We start from the raw sequence: 24,135 nt of genomic DNA, 5'->3' as shown, positions 1-24,135 counted from the left end.
GGGTCGTCCGGGTCGAGCTCTCGCGCCGGTGGTGTGCCGGGCAGCCCGTGCCCGCCGCTGCGCCAGCCCCGTGGCAGCGGGGTCACCGCCACACCCGAGTAGGAGGGGACGGTCCGGGGCTGTTGGGCGTTCACGGGGCGCACTCCACGATCACGTTCAGAGCCCGGGCGAAGTCCGCCTCGGGCACACCCGCGTTGACGGTCAGCCGCAGGCGGGAGCTGCCGTCCGGGGTCGACGGCGGGCGGAAGCAGCCGACCGCCACGCCCCGGTCCCGGCAGTCCGCGGCCCAGGCGAGCGCGGCCTCCGGGCCGGGCGCCGGCACCGAGAGCACCCCGGCGGCCGGGCCGGTGACCACGAAGCCGGCCGCGCGCAGACGGGTGGCGATCCGGGCGCCGCGCTCGAACAGGATCGCCCGGCGGTCGCCGGCTGCCCGGGCGACCCCGATCGCGGCGTGCACCCCGGCCACCACGGACGGCGGCGGGGCGGTGTCGTAGATGAAGGTGCGACCGGTGTCGATCAGGTGCCGGATCACCGGCTGGGCGCCGGCGACCACCCCCCCGGCGCCGCCCAGCGATTTGGAGAGCGTCGCGGTGACCAGCACGTCGGGCTGCCCGGCCAGGCCGGCCGCCACGACGCCCCCGGCGCCGGACGGGCCGAGCAGGCCGAGCGCGTGCGCGTCGTCGACGATCAGCAGCGCGCCGCGGGCCGAGGTGACCGCGTGCAGCTCGGCGAGCGGGGCCAGGTCGCCGTCGACGGAGAAGACCGACTCGGTGACCACGGCGGCGGTCCGGCCCGGATGCGCGTCGAGGATGGCGGCGACGGCGGCCGGGTCGTTGTGCGGGGCGACCACCACCGGCAAGCCGGCGAGTTTGCAGCCGTCGATCAGCGACGCGTGGTTGAACGCGTCGGACACCACCAGGTCGCAGACCGCGGCGGCGGCCCGGAGCACGGCCAGGTTGGCCAGGTAGCCCGAGGAGAAGACCAGGGCGCCGGCCGCGCCGAGCCAACCGGCCAGTGCGGACTCCAGCGCGGCGTGCGCGTCGGTGCTGCCGCGGACCAGGCGCGATCCGGTGGCTCCCAGCCCGTACGCGTCAAGGGCCTGCCTGGCCGCGGCGACCACCGCAGGATGATCAGCAAGCCCCAGGTAGTCGTTTCCGGCCAGGTCGACGACCTGGTCGCCGGCCGGTCGCGGCCGCAACTGACGGGTGAGCCCCGCCTTGGCCCGCTCACGGGCCAGGCGATCGAGCGACCCCAACCAGTCCGCCAAAACGCCCCCAGAGATCACGAGAACCGGAAACTACCACTCCCCACCGACAGTTCTGCCGGGCCGGGAACTCTGTAGGGTACGGACATGTCTCAGATCCTCGACCGGGCCCGTGCCCGGGTCCTCGCCGACGGCGTCGGCCTAGACCAGGCCGAGATCCTGGAGATCCTGCGTCTTCCCGACGAGGCCCTCCCCGAGCTCTTGCAGCTGGCCCACGACGTGCGGATCAAGTGGTGCGGCCCGGAGGTCGAGGTCGAGGGGATCATCTCGCTGAAGACCGGCGGATGCCCGGAGGACTGCCACTTCTGCTCGCAGTCCGGCCTGTTCTCGTCACCGGTGCGTGCCATCTGGCTGGACATCCCGTCCCTGGTGGAGGCCGCGAAACAGACCGCGGCGACCGGCGCCACCGAGTTCTGCATCGTGGCCGCGGTGCGCGGGCCGGACAAGCGGCTGATGGAGCAGATGCGCGCCGGGGTGAAGGCGATCAAGGAAGCGGTCGACATCCAGGTCGCCGCGAGCCTCGGCATGCTCACCCAGGAGCAGGTGGACGAGCTCGTCGAGATGGGCGTGCACCGGTACAACCACAACCTGGAGACCTGCCAGTCGCACTTCCCGAACGTGGTGACCACCCATTCGTGGGAGGAGCGCTGGTCCACGCTGAAGATGGTCCGCGAGTCCGGCATGGAGGTCTGCTGCGGCGGCATCCTCGGCCTGGGCGAGTCGATCGAGCAGCGCGCCGAGTTCGCCGCGCAGCTGGCCGAGCTCGACCCGCACGAGGTCCCGCTGAACTTCCTCAACCCCCGGCCCGGCACGCCGCTCGGTGACCAGCCGGTGGTGGAGGGCAAGGACGCGCTGCGCGCGATCGCCGCCTTCCGGCTGGCGATGCCCAAGACCATTCTTCGGTACGCCGGTGGGCGCGAGATCACGCTCGGCGACCTGGGTACGCGGGAGGGCCTGCTCGGCGGCATCAACGCGGTGATCGTCGGCAATTACCTGACCACGCTGGGCCGCCCGGCGACCGCCGACCTGGAGCTGCTGCAGGACCTGAAGATGCCGGTCAAGTCCCTGTCGGCGACGTTCTGATGTTCTGCGATCGGTGCGGGCTCCCCGCCGCCGAGGGTGCTCACGCGGCGTGTGCCGCGGCGCGCGAGCTGGAGCCGCCGCGGTACTGCCCGGACTGCCGGCGCCGGATGAAGGTGCAGGTCGTGCCGACCGGCTGGACGGCGTCGTGCGTCGAGCACGGCACCCGTAAGGGCTGAGTTTCCGGGCGACGGCGGGCTGAGTTCTTCTGGGTGACGGCGGGCCTGAACCAGTACCCGCCGCCACCCGATCACCCGCTACCCGGAGGTTGCGGGAGTCTCGTCGCTCACCGGCTGACCGGCGGCCGGCAGGGTCACGCTGACCAGCGCGCCGTCCCGGTCCATCGGGCCGTGGCCGAGCCGGCGCAGGGTGCGCAGCATCGCCACGTTGTCCGCGCCGGTGTGTGCCACCAGCGCGGCGAACCCACCCCGCTCGGCGTGCGCGCGCAGCCGGCGCAGCAGTGCGGTGCCCAGGCCACGGCGCTGCCAGACGTCCTCGACCAGCACCGCCACCTCGCCGAGGTCGCCCTCGGCGAGCAGGCTGGCCATCGCCACCACCCGGCCGTTCGGCGCGACCGCGAGCAGGGTCACCCCGCCGGCCGGTTCGAGCAGGCGGCGCAGCCGGGTCTCGCCGGGCTGCCCGCCGCTGAGGTAGCGCCGGCGCAGGGTCAACGCGGAGCAGTTCCCGTGCAGCTCACGGACGCCGGCCAGGTCCTCGGCCCCGGCCGGGCGGACGGTCACCTCGGCGCCGTCCGGCAGCATCAGGGCCACGTTCTCCCGCTGGTGGCGGGTGACCGAGGCGGCCAGCTCGACGAGGGCCTGCGCCCGGGCGTACTCCGCGGGAGTGAACGCGGGCAGGGCGCGGAGCACCTCGTAGGAACCGCCGGCCGGGTCGGCCAGGGTCATCCGGCCGCCGTGCACACCGGGCTGGTCGACCGAGGGCCGCGGGCGCCAGCGCACGTCGGTCGCGTCGAGCAGGGCCCGCAGGGTCTCGCCCAGCGCTTCCGGCTCGTGCACCAGCCGACCGGCCAGGGCCAGCGCGCGGGTCGGCTGATCGGCCAGGCCCTGCGCCTCGGCGCGAGCCACGAACGCGTCCCGGCCGCGGCCCTTGTAGACCGCGGCCAGCAGATCGGACTCGGTCATCGTGTCCGGAGTGTCGACCAGGAAGTCGTCGACCGCGCCGCCCTCGGTGGTGTGCACCTGGACGGCGAGGATGTTGACTGATTTCAGGGCGAGACTCGCGGTCAGCACGGACAGGTAGCCGGGACGGTCGTCAACCGTCGCCCGGATCCGCCACAACGCCATGCGGGGCACTCCTTTCCTCTACCTCAAGAGTGCCCCAGCGTTGTTGCGTTGATATTGCCTGAGCTGGGCTTTCTGTCGTTGCGACGATCACACCTGGGACGCGGTGGCGGGCGTCACGGCGTCCAGCCGGTCGCCGAGGATCACCGCCGCGGCACGCACCAGCTGAGCCACCCGGTCGACCTCGGTGACGTGGAACGCGGCCGCCTGCAGGTCGTCCTCGTCGGTGCGGGCGACCACCAGGACCAGGCCGCCGCGGCCGAACGGGGCGACCGCGTACCGCGGGCCACCCGGCTCGATCATCGGACGGGCCCGGAGCGGGGTGACCTCCGGCAGGTGCAGCGGGGACGGGGCGCGCCAGCTCGCGTACGCCACGGCGGGCTCGTTGCCCACGCCGTTGGCGCCGTTGCGGGAGGCCCAGTCGGCCGGGACCACCGCGGCGGCGGCCCAGTCCGCGGCGAGCAACCCGGGCATCGCGTCGACCAGGGTGGCCAGGCCGTCGGCCGGGTTCGCCGCCACCTGGGCGAGCAGCTCGGCGTCGTGACCGCCGTTGATCGGGGCGCCGATCGCCTTCCACACGCCGTCGACCTGGACCCCGGGGATCGCGGCCAGCCCGGCGAGGAGGCGTTCCACACGGGCCGCACCTGGCCAGACGACGGTGAAGTCGTCGATGGCCCGGCCGCCGAGTCGTTCCAGCACCACGACCTGGACGATGTCCGCGCCGGCCACACCCAGGGTGCGCGCGACCTGGCCGAGGGCGCCGGGACGGTCCGGCAGGGTGACTCGAACCCGCAGCAACATGAAACTCCTCCCGTCGCGGACGGCCGGTGACGCCGCCCTGCTGGACACCCTGCCCATCCGGCGTTTCCGACCGATTGCACGGCCGTGTCCCGGCCGTCAAGCCGGGCCGGATATGCCAGATTTCACAACTCAGAGTAAGCAGTCTGGGGTTCGCCCCGGCGATTCGCTGTCGGGTGTCGGACAGCCCGTTTTCCGGGTACGTCCCTCCGAGCGGCCCCCTAGAGTCGAAGGCATGATTTGCGAGCCTTGCCGGGAGCACCAGCACGGGGAGTGCAAGGGCGGGTCGTGGTGCGACTGCCAGCACCGCGACCCCGAGCCGACCCCGCCGGTGACCGGTCCGCCCGGCGAGTGAGCACCCTCCCGGACACCCTGACGGGCCTGGTCGAGCGCTATCCGCGCACCCCGGGCCCGACCCTGCGGGTGAACTTCATCGCCAGCGCCGACGGCGCGGTCGCGGTCGAGGGCCTGTCCGCCGGGTTGCAGGGCCCGGGTGACAAGGAGGTCTTCGACACCCTCCGGATGGTCTGCGACGGCCTGATCGTCGCGGCCGGCACGGTCCGCGCCGAGCGCTACGACGCGTTGCGCCTGACTCCCGGTGCCCGCGCCTGGCGGGTGGCCCACGGGCTGCCCGAGTTCCCGCTCATGGTGATCGTCTCCGGCTCGCTCGCGCTGGACCCGGCCCAACTGATCTTCTCGGACGCGCCGATCCGCCCGATCGTGCTCACCCACCACGCGGCGCCGGCCTCGCCGATCGCCGGGGTGGCCGAGGTGATCCCGGTGGGCGACCGCGCGGTCGACCTGGCCGCCGGGGTGCGGCTGCTGCACGAGCGGGGCGCGACCCAGCTGCTCTGCGAGGGCGGCCCGGCACTGCTCGGCTCGATGATCGCCGCGGATCTGGTCGACGAGCTGTGCCTCACCGTCGCGCCGCTGCTGGTCGGCGGCCGGGCCGGCCGGATCTCCGCGGGGCCGCCGACGCCGCCACGCCCGATGTCGCTGCGGCACGCACTGACCCGGGACGACATGCTTTTCCTTCGGTACGGGCGGTAGCCCCGGCCGGTCTCTGCCAATCGATCGGCCGCGGGGGCGCGCCTGTCCGACTCGATCAAGATCTTGTGCATAACTCTGTGGATGAACACCAGAACTTGTGGAAAACCCGAACGGGTGGAGATCCGACGGGCATTTTGTCGTACCTCTGAGGCACCATGATCGGCGTGTCTGACGAAACTTCCCCTGTCGGGCGGGTGCTAGGCACTGCCGACGCGACCCCGCTCCAGTTCTGGACGGCTGTCGCCCCGGGCAGTTACCTGCAACTCGACGACGTCGTGGTGACCAAGCGTGACCTGCCGGACCGCGAACCGGTCACCATCGCCGGGGTGGTCACCCAGGTCCGGGCCCGGCACGAGGGGGCCCAGTTCGACTCGGACGTGTTCGCCATCGCCGACGGCACGCTGCCGGCCATGGTCCAGGAGGCCGCCGAGATCACCACGACCCGCGTCGACCCGGAGCTGTACGTGCCGCCCGCCCCGGGCGCGGTCGTGCACCGGGCCACCGGCGCGGCCCGCGACGCCGCGCTGCACTTCGACCGGATGGAGCGGCGGGTCCCGATGGGCACCGGCCGCGACGGCGTGCCGGTCTATCTCAACGCGGACTTCCTCGACGGCACCCGGGGCGCCCACGTCTCGATCTCCGGCATCTCCGGCGTGGCCACCAAGACCAGCTTCGCGACGTTCCTGCTCTACTCGGTCTTCCGGTCCGGGCAGCTGGGTGCCGACGGCGCCAACGCCCGCGCGCTGATCTTCAATGTCAAGGGCGAGGACCTGCTCTTCCTGGACCACCCGAACACCAAGCTCGACGACAACACCCGCGCGGCGTACAAACTGCTCGACCTGCCCGCCCAGCCCTTCTCCGACGTGCGCGTCTACGCGCCGCCGCGGGCCGGCGACTCGTCCGGCTCCCCCGACGTGAGCAGCCGGCTGACCGGTGTCGACGCGTTCTACTGGACGCTCGAGGAGTTCTGCTCCGGCAAGCTGCTGCCGTACGTGTTCGCCGACTCCGACGACGAGCGCCAGCAGTACACGATGGTGGTCCACTCGGTCACCGCCCACCTGCACCGGTTCGCGGTGCCGGCCGAGGGCGGGATCAGCATCGACGGCCGCCGGATCGGGTCGTACGGCGATCTCGTCGACCACATCGTCGACCAGCTCACCGACGACGAGACCCGGTCGATCTGGGCGGGCAGCGCGGTCAACATGGGCACCGTCAACGCGTTCGCCCGCCGCATGATCAACAGCAAGCGCGACCTGTCCCGGCTGATCCGCGGTGACCTTGCCCAGCGCCGCCCGCACCAGATCAAGACCGCGGACAGCGCCCAGGTGACCGTCGTCGACCTGCACAACCTGCCGGACCGCGCGCAGCGGTTCGTGGTCGGCGTGACGCTCAAGACCGAGTTCGAGGAGAAGGAGAAGTCCGGCACCGGCCGCCCGCTGCTCTTCGTCGTCCTCGACGAGCTGAACAAGTACGCACCGCGCGAGGGCTCCTCCCCGATCAAGGAGGTGCTGCTGGACATCGCCGAGCGCGGCCGGTCCCTGGGCGTGATCCTGATCGGCGCGCAGCAGACCGCCAGCGAGGTGGAGCGCCGGATCGTCACGAACTCGGCGATCCGGGTGGTCGGCCGGCTCGACCCGGCCGAGGCGTCGAGGCCGGAGTACGGCTTCCTGCCCCCGGCCATGCGCCAGCGCGCCCTGCTGGCCCGGCCCGGCACGATGTTCGTCAACCAGCCGGACATCCCGGTCCCGCTCTGCGTCGAGTTCCCGTTCCCGGCCTGGGCCACCCGCAAGTCCGAGTCCGGTCCCCCGCCGGTCGAGACGCTGCGTTCGATAGTCCAGGGCGCCGATCCGTTCGCCGTCATCGGCGGCCGGGCCGGTGGCGACGACGACGACATTCCGTTCTGATCTTCGAGGCTAAGGTTTCGCGATGCGCATCCTCCACACCTCCGACTGGCACGTCGGAAAGGTTCTCAAGGGCCGGAACCGCTTCGAGGAGCACACCCGGGTGCTCGCCCAGGTGATCGAGATAGCCCGGGCCGAGAAACCGGACCTGGTGATCGTCGCCGGCGACCTCTACGACACCGCCGCGCCGACCGCGGACGCCACCCGGCTGGTCACCCGGGCGCTGTCCGCGCTCCGGCAGACCGGCGCGCGGGTGGTGGCGATCGGCGGCAACCACGACAACGGCCAGGCCCTGGACGCGCTGCGGCCGTGGGCCGACGCGGCCGGCATCGAGCTGCGCGGCTCGGTCCGGGACAACCTCAACGATCTCCTGATCGAGGGGATGACCGAGGGCGGCGAACGCTGGCGCGTGGTCGCGTTGCCGTTCCTCTCCCAGCGGTTCGCGGTCCGGGCCGCCGAGATGTACGAGCTGACCGAGGCCGAGGCGCACCAGACCTACGCCGACCTGATGGCCCGGCTGCTCGCCAAGCTCAGCGAGCCGTTCGCCGAGCCCGGCGTGGTCAACCTGGTCACCGCCCACCTGACCATGGTCGGCGCGAGTGCCGGCGGCGGCGAGCGCGAGGCGCACACCATCATGGGGTACGCGGTGCCGGCCACCGTCTTCCCGCCGAACGCGCACTACGTCGCCCTCGGTCACCTGCACCGCGCCCAGCGGGTGATCGCACCGTGCCCGACCCGGTACAGCGGCAGCCCGCTCGCGATCGACTTCGGCGAGGAGGAGAACGTCTGCTCGGTGGCGATCGTCGACGTATCGGTGGACAAGGCCGCTCAGGTCCGGGACGTGCCGGTCACTTCGGCGCTGACCCTGCGCACGGTCCGCGGCACCCTCGAACAGCTCGCCACGGTGAACCTTCCGGATGCCTGGCTGCGTGTCCTGGTGCGCGAGGCGCCCCGCCCCGGCCTGCGCGAGGACGTGCAGGAGATGCTGCCGAACGCCCTGGAGGTCCGCATCGACCCCGACATGCTGCCCGAGCGCTCGGGTGCCCGATCGGCGGAACGCGCCGGTCGCTCCCCGCGTGAGCTCTTCGGCGACTACCTGGACAGCCGCGGCAACGCCGAGGACGGCGTCCGCGAACTCTTCGACGCGCTGTACGACGAGGTGAGCAGCACCCAATGAGGCCCATCAGGCTGGACATGTCCGGTTTCACGGTGTTCCGTGACCAGACCACCGTGGACTTCACCGACGCCGACTACTTCGCGCTGGTCGGCCCGACCGGCTCGGGCAAGTCGACGGTGCTGGACGCGATCTGCTTCGTCCTCTACGGCCAGGTCCCGCGCTGGGGCGGCGCCCGGGGCATCGTCAACGCGCTCGCGCCGTCCGCGGTCGAGGCCCGGGTCCGGCTGGTCTTCGAGTCGGCCGGCGACCGGTACGTGGCGACCCGGGTGGTCCGGCGCGACGGCCGGGGCAACGTCAAGACGTCCGGCGCCGGTCTGCAGCTGATGCCGGCCGGTTTCGACGTGTCGAAGCTGGACACCGGGATGGACCTGGCCGACCTCGGCGAGGTGCTGGCCGGCGTCCCGGCCGAGATGGACGAGGCGGTGCAGGCCGCGGTCGGCCTGCCGTACGAGCAGTTCACCAGCTGCGTGATCTTGCCGCAGGGCCAGTTCGCCGACTTCCTGCACGCCAAGCCGGCCACCCGGCAGCAGATCCTGATCAACCTGCTGGGCCTGCAGATGTACGAGCGGGTGCAGGTCCGGGCGGCCGAGCGCGGCAAGACCGCCGACGCCAAGCTGACCGTTGTCGATCAGTCGCTGGCCGCCCTGGAGGACGCCACCGACGAGGCGGTCGAGTCGGCCGCCGAGCACCTGGCCCGGATGCGCGAGCTGACCGGAGCGGTGGAGGCCGCGGTGCCCGGGCTGCGGGCCGCCCGGGCCGAGGAGGAGGCCGCTCGGGGCACCCGGGACACCCTCGACGCAGAGCTCGGTCTGCTGTCGTCCGTGCGTACCCCCAAGGGTCTTGCCGAAGCGACCGGTGCGATCACCGCGGCCCGGACCACCGCGGAGCAGGCCGCCGAGGCGGTGCACGAGGCCGAGGAGGCCGAGGAGAAGGTCCGCGGCGAGCTGACCGCGGCCGGTGACGCCGGGTCGCTGCGTCTGGCCCTGGACCGGCACACCGAGCTGGACCGGCTCACCGAGCAGGAGGGCTGGTTCGCCGGCAAGGTCTCGGTCGCCGAGGTGGAGTGCCGGGACGCGCGGGCCTCCGCCGACCTGGCCGAGTCCGAGCACACCGGCGCCCAGCAGCTGCTGGAGCAGGCCCGGCAGGACTACCGGGACGCGCAGCAGCGGGACCGGGCCAGCGCCCTGCGCGGGCACCTGGTCGCCGGGCACGACTGCCCGGTCTGCGAGCAGAAGGTGACGGTGGTGCCGCAGGTGCCGCGCGAGTCGTCGGTGCGGCTGGCCGAGGCGGCCGGCAACGCCGCCCGTGAGGCCGCCGAGCAGGCCACCGCGCGTTTCCAGCAGCGCGACGCGGTGGCCCGCAACCTGGAGAGCGACCTGGAGCGCAAACGCGGCCAGTACGAGCACCACCTGACCCGGCTCGCCGAGGTGCGCAAGGCCGTGCAGGGGCTGCCCGGGGTGGAGGCGATCCAGCAGCGGCTCGCCGAGTTCACCCGGCTGCAGGGCCGGCTGGAGGACGCCACCGCCGCGGTCCGCTCGGCCCGCGACCGGCTGCGCGCCGCACAGACCGGGGTCCGCACCGCCGAGGAGCAGCAGCGCACCGCGTGGCGCACGTTCGACGCGGTACGCGACGGGCTGGCCCGGTTCGTGCCGCCGCCGGCCGACCGGGACGACCTGGCCGGCGCGTGGGCGTCCCTGGTCGACTGGGCCCGGGCCGAGCACGCCTCCCGGGCCACCGCGCGGGCGGCGGCCGAGGGCTCGGTGACCGCGGCGCACCAGGCCACCGCCGGGGCGCACGCCGCGATCGTGGCGCTGTTCACCGCGGCCGAGGTGCAGCCGCCGGCCACGCCACCGACGGTCACCGCCGACGCCGAGGCCACCCTGATCCGGGCGGCCGCGGTCACCGCGGAACGCGCCGAGGCCGCCTGGCAGCGGATGACCGAGCGGTTCGAGCAGGCCCGCGAGCAGCAGGACCAGCGGATGGTCTTGCAGCAGGAGAGCCGGGTGGCGAAGTCGCTCGCCGGGCACCTGCGGGCCAACAACTTCGAGCGCTGGCTGCTCGAGGAGGCCCTGGACCTGCTGGTCGACGGCGCGTCCGGGATCCTGCGCGAGCTCACCGGCGGGCAGTACGAGCTGATGCACGACAAGGGCGAGTTCTTCGTGGTCGACCACCACGACGCGGGCCTGCGCCGGGGCGTGCGCACGCTCTCCGGCGGCGAGACGTTCCAGGCGTCCCTGGCCCTCGCGCTGGCCCTCTCCGAGCAGCTCGCCGGGATGAGCACCACCGCGGCCAGCCTGGAGTCGATCGTGCTGGACGAGGGCTTCGGCACCCTGGACGCGGCGACGCTCGACGTGGTCGCGGCGACGCTGGAGAACCTGGCGGCCCGCGGCGACCGGATGGTCGGTCTGGTCACCCACGTGCACGCGCTGGCCGAACGGGTGCCGGTCCGCTTCGAGGTGCACAAGGACGCGCGAACCGCGTACGTGGAGAGGGTCGGCTTGTGACACGGATGTTCGTCGACGCGTGGGACCCCTCCTACGGGACGTCGTTCGAGGGTGGTGACCCGGAGGGGCCGGCCTCGCCGTCGAGCGCCCAGGTGGACACGGATGTCGAGGTGCCGGCCGCCGAGTGGGCGCCGATCGGGGTGCCGCCCGGCGCCCGCCCGCCGGACGTGGTGTTCCTGGTCGACGGGGTGCGGCGCAACGACGCCGGACTGTGGACGGCCGAGGAGGACGGCACCTCCTATCCCGGGCTGGCCGCGTCGTACGCCGCCGGGGTGGTCCGCTGCGACCTGGCCCGGGGCGCCGCCGAGCTGGTCGGCGCCCGGGTCGGCCGGGGCCTGTTCACCGCCAGCCCGAGCGCCGGTGACCTGCAGGCCGGCACGGTCCGCTACCAGGTCCACCGGATCAGCGGGACCGGCGAGGCGAGCAAGCTGCCGCCCGCCGTGCAGGCGCCGCTCACCGCGCTGGAGATCGACATCTCGAGCGCGGCCCGGGACGGCGGCTCGGACGGCGCGGACCTGTTGATCGTGGACGGTCCGCTGCGCAACCGGCGGCAGCTGCCCCGCACCATCGGGTACATCAAGACCCAGCAGAAGCAGTACCTGCCGGCCGCGCTGACCACTGTGGTGACCACGTTGAAGCCCGGCCAGCGGACCCCGGTCTTCCACCTCGGCACGGTCTGGGGCGGCTGGTCGTGGTACCTGCGACTGCCCGGGGCGACCGGGGCGCCGTGGTCCGGGATCGTCCGGGTGGAGTGCTCGCCGGATCTGACCGTGGACCAGGCGGTCGAGCTGGCCGGGTTGTCGTCGGCGACGCTGCCGAGATTCGCGTCGGCGTCGTACAAGGATCCGCGGGCGCCGCAGAACCTGGTGCCGATCGCCGGCCTGGAGCGCCGGTTGCGCGGAATGCTCGGTGACGCGCGGGTGCTGCACCGCGCGCTCGCTCTGGCGACCGCCCGCACACGCTGACTCTTTCCGGCATGCGGGCACCCATCTCACTTATCGGGACGGGTGCCCGTATACCGGAACAAGTGACCCGGTTGTGCGAATTTGATCGAATTCTTCGGTCACTCGATCGGGTCTTTCTCGAATGACCACACAGCGGGCGAACAGGTAAACAGCCGCTTACAAGATCTGTAGGCGCGCGAGCAGCGGGATCAGAAAATGGGAGCGCTCCCCACCGGGTGTCGCCCGAAAGGGTCCAAGAGATAACCGGGCATCCTCCGAACGGCCCGCGGACCCCGTCATTCACCACACATTACTCATCCGTGCACACCCAGCGGAATCGGTTGTTCACGGAGCGAGATCACGCTCTCCCGGACCCCGAGAATTATTTCCAGAGGCATGTCTCGGGCCCGATGTCACTGAGTATCATTCCGCCTTACCTGGCGTCCGAATCGGCGTAGATCAATCCCCCCATGATCCGCAGCCCGGCACGCCCTCGATCGTCACCACCTGCGGAGGACCCTTGAGACCGAGTGTCCCGGAAAATCTCGAGCCAGCTTTGATCCCAGCCGGGCATCCCAGCCGTATCTCAGGCGACGGGGAAGTGTCCGGGTGGAGGTATCGATGCATGCGGTGGCCGAGAAGCGGCTCACGCCGGAGAGGGTGCGTGTGATGGCGCGACACTCCGGAAGTAGGTGGCAAGCACTCGACGGAGGCCGTGGTGATGCCCAGGATGACGGTTCGGTGATCCCCCGACAGTCGGCTCGGCACGAAGCGCCGAAGACCGGTGCGAGCCACGAGGACACTCTCGTCAAGCTGCTGTACGAGGAGCACGCCGGCCCTCTGCTGATGTTCGTCCTCCGGCTGACCGGCGGTGACCGCCAGCGGGCCGAGGACATCGTGCAGGAGACCCTGCTGCGGGCCTGGCGCAACGCCCACCGGCTCGGCGCACAGGGCCAGCAGTCGCTGCGCCCGTGGCTGGTCACGGTGGCCCGGCGGATCGCCATCGACGAGCACCGCAGCGCCAACGCCCGACCGGCCGAGACGTACGACCGCGAGCTGGAGAGCTTCCCCAGCACCGCGGACGACACCGATCGCGTGCTGCAGTCCATGACGGTGTCGGATGCGCTCCGCCAGCTGAGTCATTCCCACCGGGAGATCCTGATCGAGACGTACTTCCGGGGCCGTACCGTGCCCGAGGCGGCCGAGCAGCTCAACCTTCCGTTGGGTACCGCGAAGTCCCGGGTGTATTACGCTCTGCGTGCGCTGCGTACCGCTCTGCAGCAGCGGGGGGTGACATCATGACCCAGGAAGATCACTACGACGTCGCGTCGTACGCGCTGGGCGTGCTCGGCGACCACGACGCGTCACGCTTCGAGGACCACCTGATCGAGTGCCCGCAGTGCGCCTTCGAGCTGGAGTCCTTCGTACAGGTGGCGGACGTCCTCGCCGACGTCGACGCGGAAGCCCTGCTGGCCGCGGAGAAGGCGGAGCAGGACGGCGCGCTGCTGAACAAGATGATCCGCGAGGTGCGCACCGACCGGCGCAAGGCGAACAGCCGCCGGCTGTACTCGCTCGCCGCCGCGGTGGTCGTCTTCGCCATGCTGTCGATCGGCGCGCTCTTCGCCGGCGGCAAGTGGCTCGGCACCGACGCCACCACTCCGGGCACCGGCAACCAGGTCGCCCAGCGGGACAGCCGCCAGCTCGACCCGCTGCCGGACAGCGACGGCGTCGGCATCGGCGGCACCCAGCTGCCCGGCCAGAACTACGACGGCACCGACTCCCGGACCGGAGTGAGCGCCGCCGTGGGCCTGGAGAAGAAGGACTGGGGCACCCAGATCTCCTTCGCGGTCTCCAACCTCAAGGGACCGAAGACCTGCGGTCTGGTCCTGGTGCGCACCGACGGCACGTCCGAGCGGGTGGCCACCTGGACGATCGGTGACAAGGGCTGGGGCACCGCGGCCAACCCGGCCCCGCTGATGCTGCAGGCGGTGACCGGCACGGCACGGGAGGACATCGCCCACGTGCAGGTCCAGGAACTCACCGCCAACGGGACCGGCGAGACGCTTATCAGCGTTCCGTAATCGTACGAACACTAAAAGGGTCCAGCCGGTATCGGCTGGACCCTTTTTCGCCGTGTGAGCCTTTCCCATACGTACGCGGCCGGGCGCAGGGTTCAAACAAAAATTCCCCAATTTGATCGAGCCGAATATTCATCCGCCACCGCACGGGTCCCGTACTACTGCGCGGAAATGGCAGAGGGTTTCGATCAGCTGGAGGGGCCACGTGGTTCCGGAGAAGCGTAAGTTGATGGTCGTCAGCGCAGCGCTGGCGGCAGTGTTTGCACTGCCCGGCTGCGCTCCCGCCGGATACGACCCGGCTGACTACGGCAACGCCGCTGAACCTGCCGCGGCCGACGTCGCCGCCACCCCGGGTGCGGAAGCGACCGACGGTGCGGTCGACCCGAACGTCGCACCGACCACCGAGGCCACCGGCCCGGCCGAGGCGGGTGACGCCAACGCCGCCGAGGTCAGCGACGACCTGGTGACCAAGTCACTCACCGGCACGTCGGTGGCGAAGATGGGCAAGGTCGTCGAGGACCAGGACGGCTTCGTGCTCTACCGGTTCGACAGCGACGGCGACGACCCGTCGAAGTCCAACTGCAACGGCGAGTGCGCGAAGATCTGGCCGCCCGCGACCACGAACGACGGCGAGCCGACCCTCAAGGGCGTCAGCGCCAGCCTGGTCGGCACGGTCACCCGCGCGGACGGCACGAAGCAGCTCACCCTCAAGGGCTGGCCGCTCTACCGCTACGTCGGCGACAAGAAGCCGGGGCAGTGGAAGGGCCAGAACGTCAACGGCAAGTGGTTCGTGATCACGCCGACCGGCACCAAGAACCTCACCTGCCTCCCCAAGATCTCGAAGCCGGTGGCTCCGCCCGCGGACGCGACCGGCGGCGACGCCGGTGGCGACTCCGGCAGCGACTACAGCTACTGAGGTTGGAGTAGAGATGAAGTCCGCCCCTATCCCCCGCTGGCTGATGGGTGCCGCGGCCGTGACGTTGGCCTTCATGCTGACGCCGGCCTCGGCCGCCCGAGCTGACGACGCGGTTCCGGTACCCCCGAACACCGGGCTCTCCGACTCCGCGAAGGGCTCGGTCAGCGCCGCTGACCAAGACTTCGTGATCAAGGTACGACTGGCCGGCCTCTGGGAGATCCCGGCCGGCAACATGGCCCAGGAGAAGTCGGACGACCCGAACGTCGTCAAGATCGGCAAGTCGATCGCGGCGCAGCACGTGGCGCTCGACAACCTGGACCGTGCGGCGGCCAAGAAGCTCGGTATCGATCTCCCGGCCAAGCCCAATGATGATCAGCAGGGCTGGCTGAACGAGATGGAGAACGCCAAGGGCGCCCAGTTCGACCAGATCTTCATCGACCGGCTCCGTGCCGCGCACGGCAAGATCTTCCCGGCCATCGCCACGATCCGGGCGACGACCCGGAACGACACGGTCCGGAAGCTGGCCCAGCAGGCCAACCAGTTCGTCATGACCCACATGACGCTGCTGGAGAGCAGCGGGATCGTCGACTACGCCGCGCTGCCCACCGCGGCCGCCCCGGCGACCGGTCAGAAGGGCCCCGTCCCGATCGACAACCAGATGCTTGCCGCCGCGTCCACCGGTGGCGGGATCCCGGGACTCAGCAACACCGTAATCCTGCTCGTCCTTGCCGCCGCGCTGGTGGTCGGTGTCATCACGACCATGCGCATCTTCCGAGCGCGGTAGCCCGAGAGAACTCGCCCCGACGGCGACGAAGAAAGGTGTCACCCAAATGCGAAGGTCCAAGTACCGGCGCGCTAGTACCTCCACCTCCCCGTGGTTCAGCGGGCGTCGCCGCATCATCGCTGTCGCCGCCACTCTGGCTGCGTTCGGCGGCATCGTGACGGTCACGCAGATCTCGAGCGCCAGCACCAACGACAACACCAAGTCGGCGCTGGCCGCGTGCGACAACCTGAAGTCCGGCGGGCAGACCAAGCTCTCCACGAACACCCGGCGCACCACGTACACCACGAACAACGGCCAGGTCACCCAGCACCCGGACGACGGTTCGGCGGAAGTGGCGACCACCGAACAGGTCCGGGCCCGCTGCCGGGACTGGGTGATGAACAACGTCGCGGCCACCAACGCGCAGACCACCCGTCGCCGTGGCAACGGCAACAACAACGGTGGCAACAACAACGGTGGCAACAACAACGGCGGTAACAACAACGGCGGCAACAACGGTGGGAACAACGGCGGTGCCGCGAGCAGCGCGCCGACCGCCGCTCCGTCCGGCGACCAGAGCAGTGCTCCGGCCGGCGACCAGAGCAGCGCCCCCGCCGAGGAGCAGACCAGCGCGCCGGCCGACGACCAGAACAACGGCGGCGGCAACAACAACGGTGGCAACAACAACGGCGGTAACAACAACGGCGGCGACAACGGCGGTGCCACCACGGCGCCGGCCACCCCGCCGCCCGGCGCCGGCCTCGGCATCCTGACGAACAGCTGCGACACCTCCAACCTGGAGGCGCACGACGGCTTCCAGAAGGGTGACCGCTGCGTCTCCACCGAGTTCGGTGAGGTCGGTTCGGCCGCCAACAACCCGTCGCTGCTGATCACCGCGGCGCCGCGGCAGGTCAACCGGAACCAGGCGTTCACGCTGCAGATCAGCACCCGCAACCTGATCCGGGACCGCTTCCTCGCGGCCGGCCAGGGCGGGTACTACGTCGAGTCCAGCGTCCTGCAGAACGGCCTGGTCCGCGGGCACTTCCACACCGCCTGCCGGATGCTCGCCAACCTCAACGAGGCTCCGGCCCCGGAGCCGGTGCCGGCGTTCTTCGTGGCGACCGAGGACAGCAAGGGCGGCGCCACCCCGGACACCGTCGCCATCCAGGTGCCGGGTCTGCCGCAGGCCGGCACCGCACAGTGCGCCTCGTGGGCCGGTGACGGCTCGCACCGCATCCCGATGATGGAGCGCGCCAACCAGACCCCGGCGTTCGACGTGGTCAAGATTCGGGTGCGCTGAAAGACAGCACCGCCCCTACGGCGCTGAGTACTACTGCTCGCGGAGCACAGCCGCTCGGCGGGCCCGAACCGGAGAGCCGCAAGCTCACCGGGACCCCCCTTCGGGCCCGCCGTCCGTCCTTCCCCCTGCCGGACGCGAACCGCGGCTGCCCGGCCTCCACCCGGGGCACCTGCTCCGCACCCGGGTGATCGAGCCTTCTCGGGTGTTCGATCACCGCCCGATGGCCCTGACCCCAGCACCGGGGACAGGGCCATCGGCTTGTCCCCGCCCTGTTCAGGTGGCACAGTTCCACCGGTGACCGCTTCACCGGCGACTGCCGAGGTGAGACGCCTGCTGACGCCGCCCGAGCGGTATCAGTTCGGCGCCTCGGTGCGACCGTTGCTGGTCCCCGGGCACGATCCCTGCGGGCACTTCCGGGACGACGAACTGTGGCTGGCCCTGCGTACCCCGGAGGGTCCTGCGACCCTGCATCTGGCCCGCTCCGGCGGGGAGCTGCTGGCCACCGGTCACGGGCCCGGGGCGGCCTGGGTCGCCGAGCGGGCGGACGCGATCGCCGGGCTCCGCGACGACCTCACCGCGTTCGCCGAGCTGGCCGCGGGGCATCCGGTGGTCGCCCGGCTGGCCAGGACGTTCGCCGGGGTGCGGATGCCGGCCACCGGGCAGGTCTTCCCGCGCCTGCTGCGGGCGATCCTCGAGCAGAAGGTGACCGGGAAGGAAGCGCACCGGTCGTACCGGGAGATCTGCCGCCGTTTCGGCGAGCCGGCGCCCGGACCTGCCGGTCTGGTCCTGCCGCCCGACCCGGACGCCGTGGCGGCCACTCCCTACTGGGAGTTCCATCCGTTCGGCGTGGAGCAGCGCCGCACCCAGACCCTGGTGCGCGCCGCACAGGTGGCCGCCCGTCTGGAGCGGTGCGCCGGCTCGGCCGAGGCGGTCCGGCGGATGACCGCGCTGCCCGGGATCGGACCGTGGACCGCGGCCGAGGTGGTCCGGGTCGCCTACGGCGACGCCGACGCGGTGAGTGTCGGCGATTTTCACATTCCCAACACCGTGGCGTACGCCCTGGCCGGCGAGCCCCGCGGCACCGACGAGCGGATGCTCACCCTGCTCGCGCCGTTCCCGGGGCACCGCGGCCGGGTCTGTGACCTGCTCGCCATGGGCGGGCTGACCGCGCCCAAATACGGTCCCCGGATGCCCGTGCGGTCCTTCGCCCGCTTCTGAAACCGCTACCGTGTCCGGGTGGATGGTACGGGCGGTGAAATCCTTCTCGTCCTGATTCTGGTGCTGATCAACGCCGTGTTCTCGGGCAGCGAGATGGCCCTGGTCTCGCTGCGGGACAGCCAGGTGCAGCGGTTGGAGCGGCAGACCCGCCGCGGCCGGGTACTGGCCCGGCTCGCCCGTGACCCGAACCGGTTCCTCGGCACCATCCAGATCGGCATCACCCTGGCCGGGTTCCTGGCCTCGGCGACCGCCGCGGTGGCGCTCTCCGCGCCGCTGATCGAGCCGCTCGGCCTCCTCGGCCCGGCCGCCCGTCCGGTCGCGGTCATGCTGGTCACCGTGGCGCTGGCGTTCGCCACGCTGGTCCTCGGCGAGCTGGCGCCGAAACGGATCGCGATGCAGCGCGCCGAGAGCTGGTCGCTGGCCGTGGCCCGGCCGATCGACCTGCTCTCCACCGCGTCCCGGCCGTTGGTGTGGCTGCTCGGCAAGGCCACCGACGGGGTGGTCCGGCTGGCCGGTGGCGACCCGGACGCGCAGCGCGAGGAGGTCACCACCGAGGAGATCCGCGAGCTGGTCGCCGCACAGCAGGACTTCTCCGCCGAGCAGCGGAGCATCATCTCCGGTGCCTTCGAGATCGCCGACCGGAGCCTTCGGGAGATCATGGTCCCCCGCCGGGACGTGCTCACCCTGCCCAGCGGCACGCCGGCGGCCGTGGCGCTGCGGCTGCTGATCGACGGCGGGCACTCCCGGGCGCCGGTGACCGGGCCGGCCGGGCTGGACGACGCGACCGGCGTGGTGCACCTGCGCGACCTGATCGGCACCGACGCGCCGCTGGACGAGCTGGCCCGGCAGTGTGTCTACCTGCCGGACACGCTGCGGGTGTCGGACGCGCTGCGCCAGCTCCGGGCCGAACGCCGGCAGCTGGCCCTGGTCGTCGACGAGCGGGGTTCGGTGGACGGCATCGTGACCATGGAGGACCTGGTCGAGGAGATCGTCGGGGAGATCTACGACGAGACCGACCGGGACGCGGCCGCGGCGGTCCGGGAACCGGACGGCGCCCTGCTGGTACCGGGCTCGCACCCGCTGCACGCGCTCGGGCTGGAGGGGCACGGCGACTACACCACGATCGCCGGGATGGTGCTGGCCTCGCTCGGGCACATCCCGACCGCGCCCGGCGAGGTGGTGACGCTGCCCAGCCTGACCGCGGAGGTGGTCGAGGTGACCGGCCGGGCGATAACCAAGGTGCGGCTGACTGACCGGTTGTGTGACGCCGACCACCCGGGACCGGCATAGGCTCGCATCCATGACAGTGGAATCGCAGGCCTATGAATACCTGGACAATGTGGACCCGCAGGAGCAGGCCCGGCTCGCGGCGGTGCGCCGCTACCGGCTGGTGGACCAACCGGTCGAGGATGCGTACGACCGGATCGCGTTCGTGGCCGGCGCCATCTTCGACACTCCGATCGCGACGGTGTCGCTGGTCGAGCAGGATCGGGTCTGGCTGGCCGCCTGCCAGGGCCTGACCGGGGTGCGCCAGCTCGGCAAGGAACCTGGCCTGTGCGCGTCGGTGATCGCCCAGGACGACGTCTACGTGATCAACAACGCCGCGGTCGACCCGCGCACGCTGGAGCATCCGCTGGTCCGGGGTGAGCTGGGGCTGCGCTTCTACGCCGCGGCGCCGATCCGCACCCACGACGGGTACCGCCTGGGCACGGTCAACGTGATCGACAGCCGGCCCCGGGAGGCCTCGGCCCGCCAGCTCAAGGCCCTGGAACACCTGGCCGCGCTGGTCTCCGACGAGCTGGAACTGCGGCTCATGGTGGTCCGCAGCGCGGTCGCCGAGCAACGGATGCGGGAAACCGTCAATTGATCCCGGCCGCTGGGCGACCAGTGGTTGGAAGCGCGCCGGTCCGGGTAACGGCGGCGATATGCGAACCCCCCGCACGATCGCCGTCGTTGCCCACCAAGGAAAGACCCTCGGCGGTGGACTCGACGAGCTCCGCCGCCGGCTCACCGACCGCGAGATCAAAAACCTGATCTGGTACGAGGTGCCGAAGAGCCGCAAGGCACCCGCCAAGATACGCAAGGCGCTCGCCGAGAAGCCGGACCTGCTCGTGGTCTGGGGCGGTGACGGGATGGTGCAGCGCGCCCTGGACGTGGTGGCCACCGACGGCGCGAAGGTCCCCGTCGCGATCATGCCGGCCGGCACCGGCAACCTGCTCGCCGGCAACCTGGGCATCCCCACCGATCTCGAGAAGGCCGTGGAGATCGCGTTCGAGGGCTCGCGGCGCCGGCTCGACCTGGGCCTGGTGAACGACGAGCACTTCGCGGTGATGGCCGGGGTCGGCTTCGACGGCGCGATGATCAAAGACGCGGACGGCGCGCTGAAGGACCGGCTGGGCAAGCTCGCCTACGTCTGGACCGGCATCCGGCACGTCGAGGGCGAGGCACCGCGCACGAAGATCAAGGTGGACGGCACGACCTGGTTCGACGACGACGCGACCTGCGTGCTGATCGGCAACGTCGGGACGATCACCGGCGGGATCCAGGCGTTCGACGACGCGTCGCCGGACGACGGCTGGCTCGACGTCGGGGTGACGACCGCGCAGGGCGCGCTGCAGTGGGCGCGGGCGCTGGGCACGATGGCGGTGGGCCGGTCGGACAGTTCGCCGTTCGTCCGGATGACCAGGGCCCGGAAGGTCGACGTCAAGCTCGGCTCGAAGCTGGAGTACGAGTTGGACGGCGGCGCCCGGAACCGGACGAAGAAGTTCTCGGTGTCGGTCGTGCCCGGTGCGGTCGAGGTGTGCGTCCCGGCGAGCTGACCGGAATACGACAGAAGAGTTCGTCACGGTCCGTGCCAGGGCGGCGGATTGTTCGCCCTATCTGCCCGAGTATCCCCTGGATTGCGGCGGTCGGTGACGTACAGACTGGCGGCTCACCTACCGAGGGGAACCGCCATGACACCGCAGATCGTCGGCACCCTGCTGGCCGCCGGGGCCGTCCCGGTGATCGCCTACCGCGTCGGCCGCGCCCAGGCGGCCTGGCGGGACGTCCGCGACGCGCGGCGCTCGGCACGCCGCAACCGCCGCATCGCCTGGGCGCACACGCTCCGATTAGCCGTCGGCGCGCTCGTCGCCCTGATCAGCCTGACCGTCGCCGTCTACGACCTGGCCCGCTGATCGGGTTAGCTGGTCCCGTGGACCAACACATCGGTACGGCTGCGGACGTCGTGACAGTGCTCGACGCGCTGGAGGCGCGCGGGGTGGCGGTGTGCCTCAGCGGGGGCTGGGCGGTGGACGCGCTGCTCGGCGAGCAGACCCGGGAGCACTCCGACCTGGATCTGTGGCTGCCGGCCGCGGAACTGGGCGCGGCGTTCCAGGGGTTCGCCGGGCTCGGCGTCGACCGGGTGTTCCCGTGGCCGGGCGACCGGCCGTGGAACTTCGTCCTGCACGACGGCGGCCGGCTCCGCGTCGACCTGCACCTCTACGAGGTACGGGCGGACGGTCAGATCCACTACGGCTCGGTGGTGGGCGGGCACACGTTCCCGGCGGAGGCGCTGGCCGGCCGGGGTGAGATCGCGGGGCGCCCGGTCCGCTGCGAGGCGGCGGCCTGGTCGGTGCGCTGGCACACCGGGTACCCGCCCCGGGCGGCTGACCACCACGACGTGCCGCTGCTCTGCGCCCGCTTCCACCTCCCGCTGCCCGACACCTTCACCCCACAACGCCCCCACCCGAGCGTGTGAAGTTACGGCGCGCTCCGCACCCAAACTCCCCACGCAGACGTGGGGGACTCCGAGTGTGGGGACTTTCGGTGCGCTCCGCACCCCAACTTCACACGCAAACGTGGGGTGACCCCGAGTGTGGGGACTTTTGGTGCGGAGCGCGCCTGAACTTCACACGCAACGTGGGGTTACCGGGACCACACGCGGACGTCGCCCTGGAGGGCTTGGCGTTTTGGACGCGTAGCGGCCAGCCGAGCCCGGAGGGGTCCCGGCGGGAGCGGCGGTCTGTACCCCGGCGGACGCACGACATCTTGATCTTGAATTTGATCTTCGTGCGTGCGTCGCCGGGGACGATCACGCGATCTGCTGCCACCAGCCGTCGACCGGGGGCGGGTTGTCGACATCGACGCGTTCGCCCGGGCGCGGGATCGCCAGGCGCACGTCGCGGGCCTTCGCCTCGCGCCAGGTGCGGTCGGCGGGCTCCGGCCAGTCGTGCAGGGCCAGGTTGAACGTCGCCCAGTGCACCGGGATCATCAGCCCGCCGCGGACGTCGAGGTGGACCGAGACGCCGTCCTCCGGGAACATGTGAATGTCGGGCCAGGCGTCGCCATACGCCCCGACCTGCACCAACGTCACGTCGAACGGGCCGTGCTGGGCGCCGATCCCGGCGAAGCCGGGGAAGTAGCCGGTGTCGCCGGAGTAGAACGCGCGGCGGGTCGGGCCCTTGATCACCCAGCTGGCCCAGAGGGTCTCGTCGCGGTTGAAGCCGCGGCCGGAGAAGTGCCGGGCCGGGGTGGCGATCAGCTCGAGCGTGCCGATCTTGTGGGACTCGTTCCAGTCCAGCTCGACGATCCGGGACTCCGGGACGCCCCAGCGCTCCAGGTGGGCGCCGACGCCGAGCGGCACCAGGAACGGCGCGGCCTGCAGGTCGACCAGGTTCTGGATGCTGACCATGTCGAGGTGGTCGTAGTGGTCGTGGGAGATCACGATCGCGTCCAGCGGGGGCAGCTCGCGCAGCGGGACCGGCGGCTCGTGCAGCCGGCGCGGGCCGGCCAGCCGGGACGGGGAGCAGCGGTCGCTCCAGACCGGGTCGAGCAGCACCCGGCGGCCCTCGATCTCGATCAGGGCGGACGAGTGGCCGTACCAGGTGACGTGCAGGCCGTCGGCCGACGCCGGGCCGGGGTTGACCACCGGGACCGGCAGGTGCGGCTTGCGGGACTCGGTGTCGGTGACCGCGGAGATGAACAGCCGCGGCATGGAGGCAGCGGCCACCTCGGTGGCCGGCACGGTGTTGCGGAACTTTCCACCGGAGAACTGCGGTGAGGACTCCATCCGGGCGCGGCGTGCGCCGCGCGCTCTCGCGCCGATCTGCGCGGGCAGATCGCGAGCGGCCCAGACCGCCGCGGCCCCGAGAGCCAGAGCCATCACCGTACGGGTACGAACACGCTTCGCCATGCCCCCCAGTCTGACCCGATCCGGCTCTTCTCGCCCACCGCCTCCCTGAGCTGGCACTCAGCAAGTGACGCGTATGACACACTGCCGCCGTGACGATCGATATCCTTCAGGCGCAGCAGCAGCTCATCGTGCGCCAGCGCATCCGTTTCATGGTCAACCAGTACGAGGTACACGGTGTCACGCCGGACGGCCAGGAGGCCGGTGTCCTCGCCTTCGCCCAGCAGAAGAGGCTGGCGTTCAAAGAGCAGGTCACGCTCTACACCGACGACACCAAGCAGGTGCCGGTCCTGGGCTTCAAGGCCCGTCAGGTGATCGACCTGGGCGCGACCTACGACATCTTCGACGCGATCGGCAACCCGATCGGCCTGTTCCGCAAGAAGTTCGGCGCCTCGCTGCTCCGCTCCACCTGGGTGCTCGAGCAGCCCGGCTACTACGAGGCCGTCGGCCAGGAGCGGAACCTGTTCGTGGCCCTGCTGCGCCGGTTCGTGGACTACCTGTCCTGGCTGCCGTACCACTTCGACTTCCAGGTCAACGGCAACACGGTGTTCTCGGTGGAGCGCAAGTGGGGCCTGCGGGACACCTACAACGTCGCCATCCTGGACCCGAACCTGGACCGTCGCCTGGTCATCGCCATGGCCGTCGCGCTGGACGCTCTGCAGTCCCGGTAA

Annotated in this window: 23 protein-coding genes; 19 read left to right on the top strand and 4 right to left on the bottom strand. The window is 71.5% G+C overall.

Features of this window, described 5'->3' with window-relative positions; genetic code table 11:
* Window positions 1-130 precede the first annotated feature (130 nt).
* Entirely contained in the window at window positions 131-1,267 is a 1,137-nt protein-coding gene (locus ADL15_RS14285) for an 8-amino-7-oxononanoate synthase (RefSeq protein WP_067689661.1), read from the bottom strand.
* Window positions 1,268-1,351: 84 nt separating this feature from the next.
* Here ADL15_RS14285 and bioB point away from each other — a divergent pair, with 84 nt between their 5' ends.
* Window positions 1,352-2,347, top strand: a complete 996-nt coding sequence (gene bioB, locus ADL15_RS14280; RefSeq protein WP_067689658.1) for a biotin synthase BioB — start codon at window positions 1,352-1,354, stop codon at window positions 2,345-2,347.
* Complete coding sequence (gene bsaP, locus ADL15_RS54150) at window positions 2,344-2,523, top strand: biotin synthase auxiliary protein BsaP (RefSeq protein ID WP_394326935.1); 180 nt, start codon at window positions 2,344-2,346, stop codon at window positions 2,521-2,523. The genes bioB and bsaP overlap by 4 nt, the downstream gene beginning before the upstream one ends.
* 78 nt (window positions 2,524-2,601) lie before the next feature.
* Here bsaP and ADL15_RS14275 read toward each other — a convergent pair whose 3' ends face one another.
* Together ADL15_RS14275 and ADL15_RS14270 are read right to left on the bottom strand one after the other, a co-directional pair.
* Complete coding sequence (locus ADL15_RS14275) at window positions 2,602-3,648, bottom strand: GNAT family N-acetyltransferase (protein ID WP_067689655.1); 1,047 nt, start codon at window positions 3,646-3,648, stop codon at window positions 2,602-2,604.
* Between the two features lie 87 nt (window positions 3,649-3,735).
* Window positions 3,736-4,446, bottom strand: coding sequence for an ACT domain-containing protein (locus ADL15_RS14270; protein WP_067689652.1), 711 nt, complete (start codon window positions 4,444-4,446; stop codon window positions 3,736-3,738).
* Window positions 4,447-4,794: 348 nt separating this feature from the next.
* On the opposite strand from ADL15_RS14270, the gene ADL15_RS14265 reads away from it, so the two are divergent.
* The 16 genes from ADL15_RS14265 (at window position 4,795) to ADL15_RS14195 (ending at window position 22,033) form a co-directional block, all read left to right on the top strand.
* Complete coding sequence (locus ADL15_RS14265) at window positions 4,795-5,493, top strand: pyrimidine reductase family protein (protein WP_067689649.1); 699 nt, start codon at window positions 4,795-4,797, stop codon at window positions 5,491-5,493.
* A gap of 155 nt (window positions 5,494-5,648) precedes the next feature.
* The gene (locus ADL15_RS14260) at window positions 5,649-7,397 is read left to right on the top strand and encodes an ATP-binding protein (protein WP_067689646.1); all 1,749 of its coding nucleotides are present in this window, start codon (window positions 5,649-5,651) and stop codon (window positions 7,395-7,397) included.
* A gap of 22 nt (window positions 7,398-7,419) precedes the next feature.
* Window positions 7,420-8,571, top strand: a complete 1,152-nt coding sequence (locus ADL15_RS14255; protein WP_067689643.1) for an exonuclease SbcCD subunit D — start codon at window positions 7,420-7,422, stop codon at window positions 8,569-8,571.
* The gene (locus ADL15_RS14250; protein WP_067689640.1) at window positions 8,568-11,075 is read left to right on the top strand and encodes an AAA family ATPase; all 2,508 of its coding nucleotides are present in this window, start codon (window positions 8,568-8,570) and stop codon (window positions 11,073-11,075) included. The genes ADL15_RS14255 and ADL15_RS14250 overlap by 4 nt, the downstream gene beginning before the upstream one ends.
* Window positions 11,072-12,040 (top strand): hypothetical protein, encoded by a 969-nt coding sequence (locus tag ADL15_RS14245; RefSeq protein ID WP_067689636.1) that lies wholly within the window; start codon window positions 11,072-11,074, stop codon window positions 12,038-12,040. The genes ADL15_RS14250 and ADL15_RS14245 overlap by 4 nt, the downstream gene beginning before the upstream one ends.
* Window positions 12,041-12,640: 600 nt before the next feature.
* On the top strand, window positions 12,641-13,321 hold the full coding sequence (locus ADL15_RS14240) for a sigma-70 family RNA polymerase sigma factor (RefSeq protein WP_067689633.1): 681 nt from the start codon (window positions 12,641-12,643) through the stop codon (window positions 13,319-13,321).
* A complete protein-coding gene (locus ADL15_RS14235; protein ID WP_067689628.1) occupies window positions 13,318-14,100 on the top strand; it encodes a zf-HC2 domain-containing protein in 783 nt (260 codons plus the stop codon). The genes ADL15_RS14240 and ADL15_RS14235 overlap by 4 nt, the downstream gene beginning before the upstream one ends.
* Before the next feature lie 226 nt (window positions 14,101-14,326).
* The gene (locus ADL15_RS14230) at window positions 14,327-15,013 is read left to right on the top strand and encodes a COG4315 family predicted lipoprotein (protein WP_067689625.1); all 687 of its coding nucleotides are present in this window, start codon (window positions 14,327-14,329) and stop codon (window positions 15,011-15,013) included.
* A gap of 13 nt (window positions 15,014-15,026) precedes the next feature.
* Window positions 15,027-15,797, top strand: coding sequence for a DUF4142 domain-containing protein (locus tag ADL15_RS14225; protein WP_067689622.1), 771 nt, complete (start codon window positions 15,027-15,029; stop codon window positions 15,795-15,797).
* Window positions 15,798-15,843: 46 nt separating this feature from the next.
* The gene (locus ADL15_RS14220; protein WP_067689619.1) at window positions 15,844-17,076 is read left to right on the top strand and encodes a Pecanex-like protein 1; all 1,233 of its coding nucleotides are present in this window, start codon (window positions 15,844-15,846) and stop codon (window positions 17,074-17,076) included.
* Between the two features lie 294 nt (window positions 17,077-17,370).
* Window positions 17,371-18,294 (top strand): DNA-3-methyladenine glycosylase family protein, encoded by a 924-nt coding sequence (locus tag ADL15_RS14215; protein ID WP_067689616.1) that lies wholly within the window; start codon window positions 17,371-17,373, stop codon window positions 18,292-18,294.
* Window positions 18,295-18,312: 18 nt separating this feature from the next.
* Window positions 18,313-19,584 carry a hemolysin family protein gene (locus ADL15_RS14210; protein WP_067689613.1) on the top strand — a complete coding sequence of 424 codons (1,272 nt, stop codon included), beginning with the start codon at window positions 18,313-18,315 and terminating at the stop codon, window positions 19,582-19,584.
* A gap of 10 nt (window positions 19,585-19,594) precedes the next feature.
* Window positions 19,595-20,161, top strand: a complete 567-nt coding sequence (locus tag ADL15_RS14205; protein WP_067689610.1) for a GAF domain-containing protein — start codon at window positions 19,595-19,597, stop codon at window positions 20,159-20,161.
* Window positions 20,162-20,219: 58 nt separating this feature from the next.
* Entirely contained in the window at window positions 20,220-21,113 is an 894-nt protein-coding gene (locus tag ADL15_RS14200; RefSeq protein WP_067689607.1) for a diacylglycerol/lipid kinase family protein, read from the top strand.
* A gap of 135 nt (window positions 21,114-21,248) precedes the next feature.
* Window positions 21,249-21,470 (top strand): hypothetical protein, encoded by a 222-nt coding sequence (locus ADL15_RS54145; protein WP_198170772.1) that lies wholly within the window; start codon window positions 21,249-21,251, stop codon window positions 21,468-21,470.
* Between the two features lie 17 nt (window positions 21,471-21,487).
* Entirely contained in the window at window positions 21,488-22,033 is a 546-nt protein-coding gene (locus ADL15_RS14195) for a nucleotidyltransferase domain-containing protein (protein ID WP_232344082.1), read from the top strand.
* 333 nt (window positions 22,034-22,366) lie between these two features.
* On the opposite strand, the gene ADL15_RS14190 is transcribed toward ADL15_RS14195, so the two are convergent.
* A complete protein-coding gene (locus ADL15_RS14190) occupies window positions 22,367-23,467 on the bottom strand; it encodes an MBL fold metallo-hydrolase (protein WP_067689604.1) in 1,101 nt (366 codons plus the stop codon).
* A gap of 149 nt (window positions 23,468-23,616) precedes the next feature.
* On the opposite strand from ADL15_RS14190, the gene ADL15_RS14185 reads away from it, so the two are divergent.
* Entirely contained in the window at window positions 23,617-24,135 is a 519-nt protein-coding gene (locus ADL15_RS14185; protein ID WP_394326934.1) for a hypothetical protein, read from the top strand.

The organism is Actinoplanes awajinensis subsp. mycoplanecinus, assembly GCF_001509495.1.
Taxonomy (GTDB): domain Bacteria; phylum Actinomycetota; class Actinomycetes; order Mycobacteriales; family Micromonosporaceae; genus Actinoplanes; species Actinoplanes palleronii.
The sequence above is the reverse complement of the archived record's forward strand: the minus strand, read 5'-3'. Positions and strand labels throughout refer to the sequence as shown.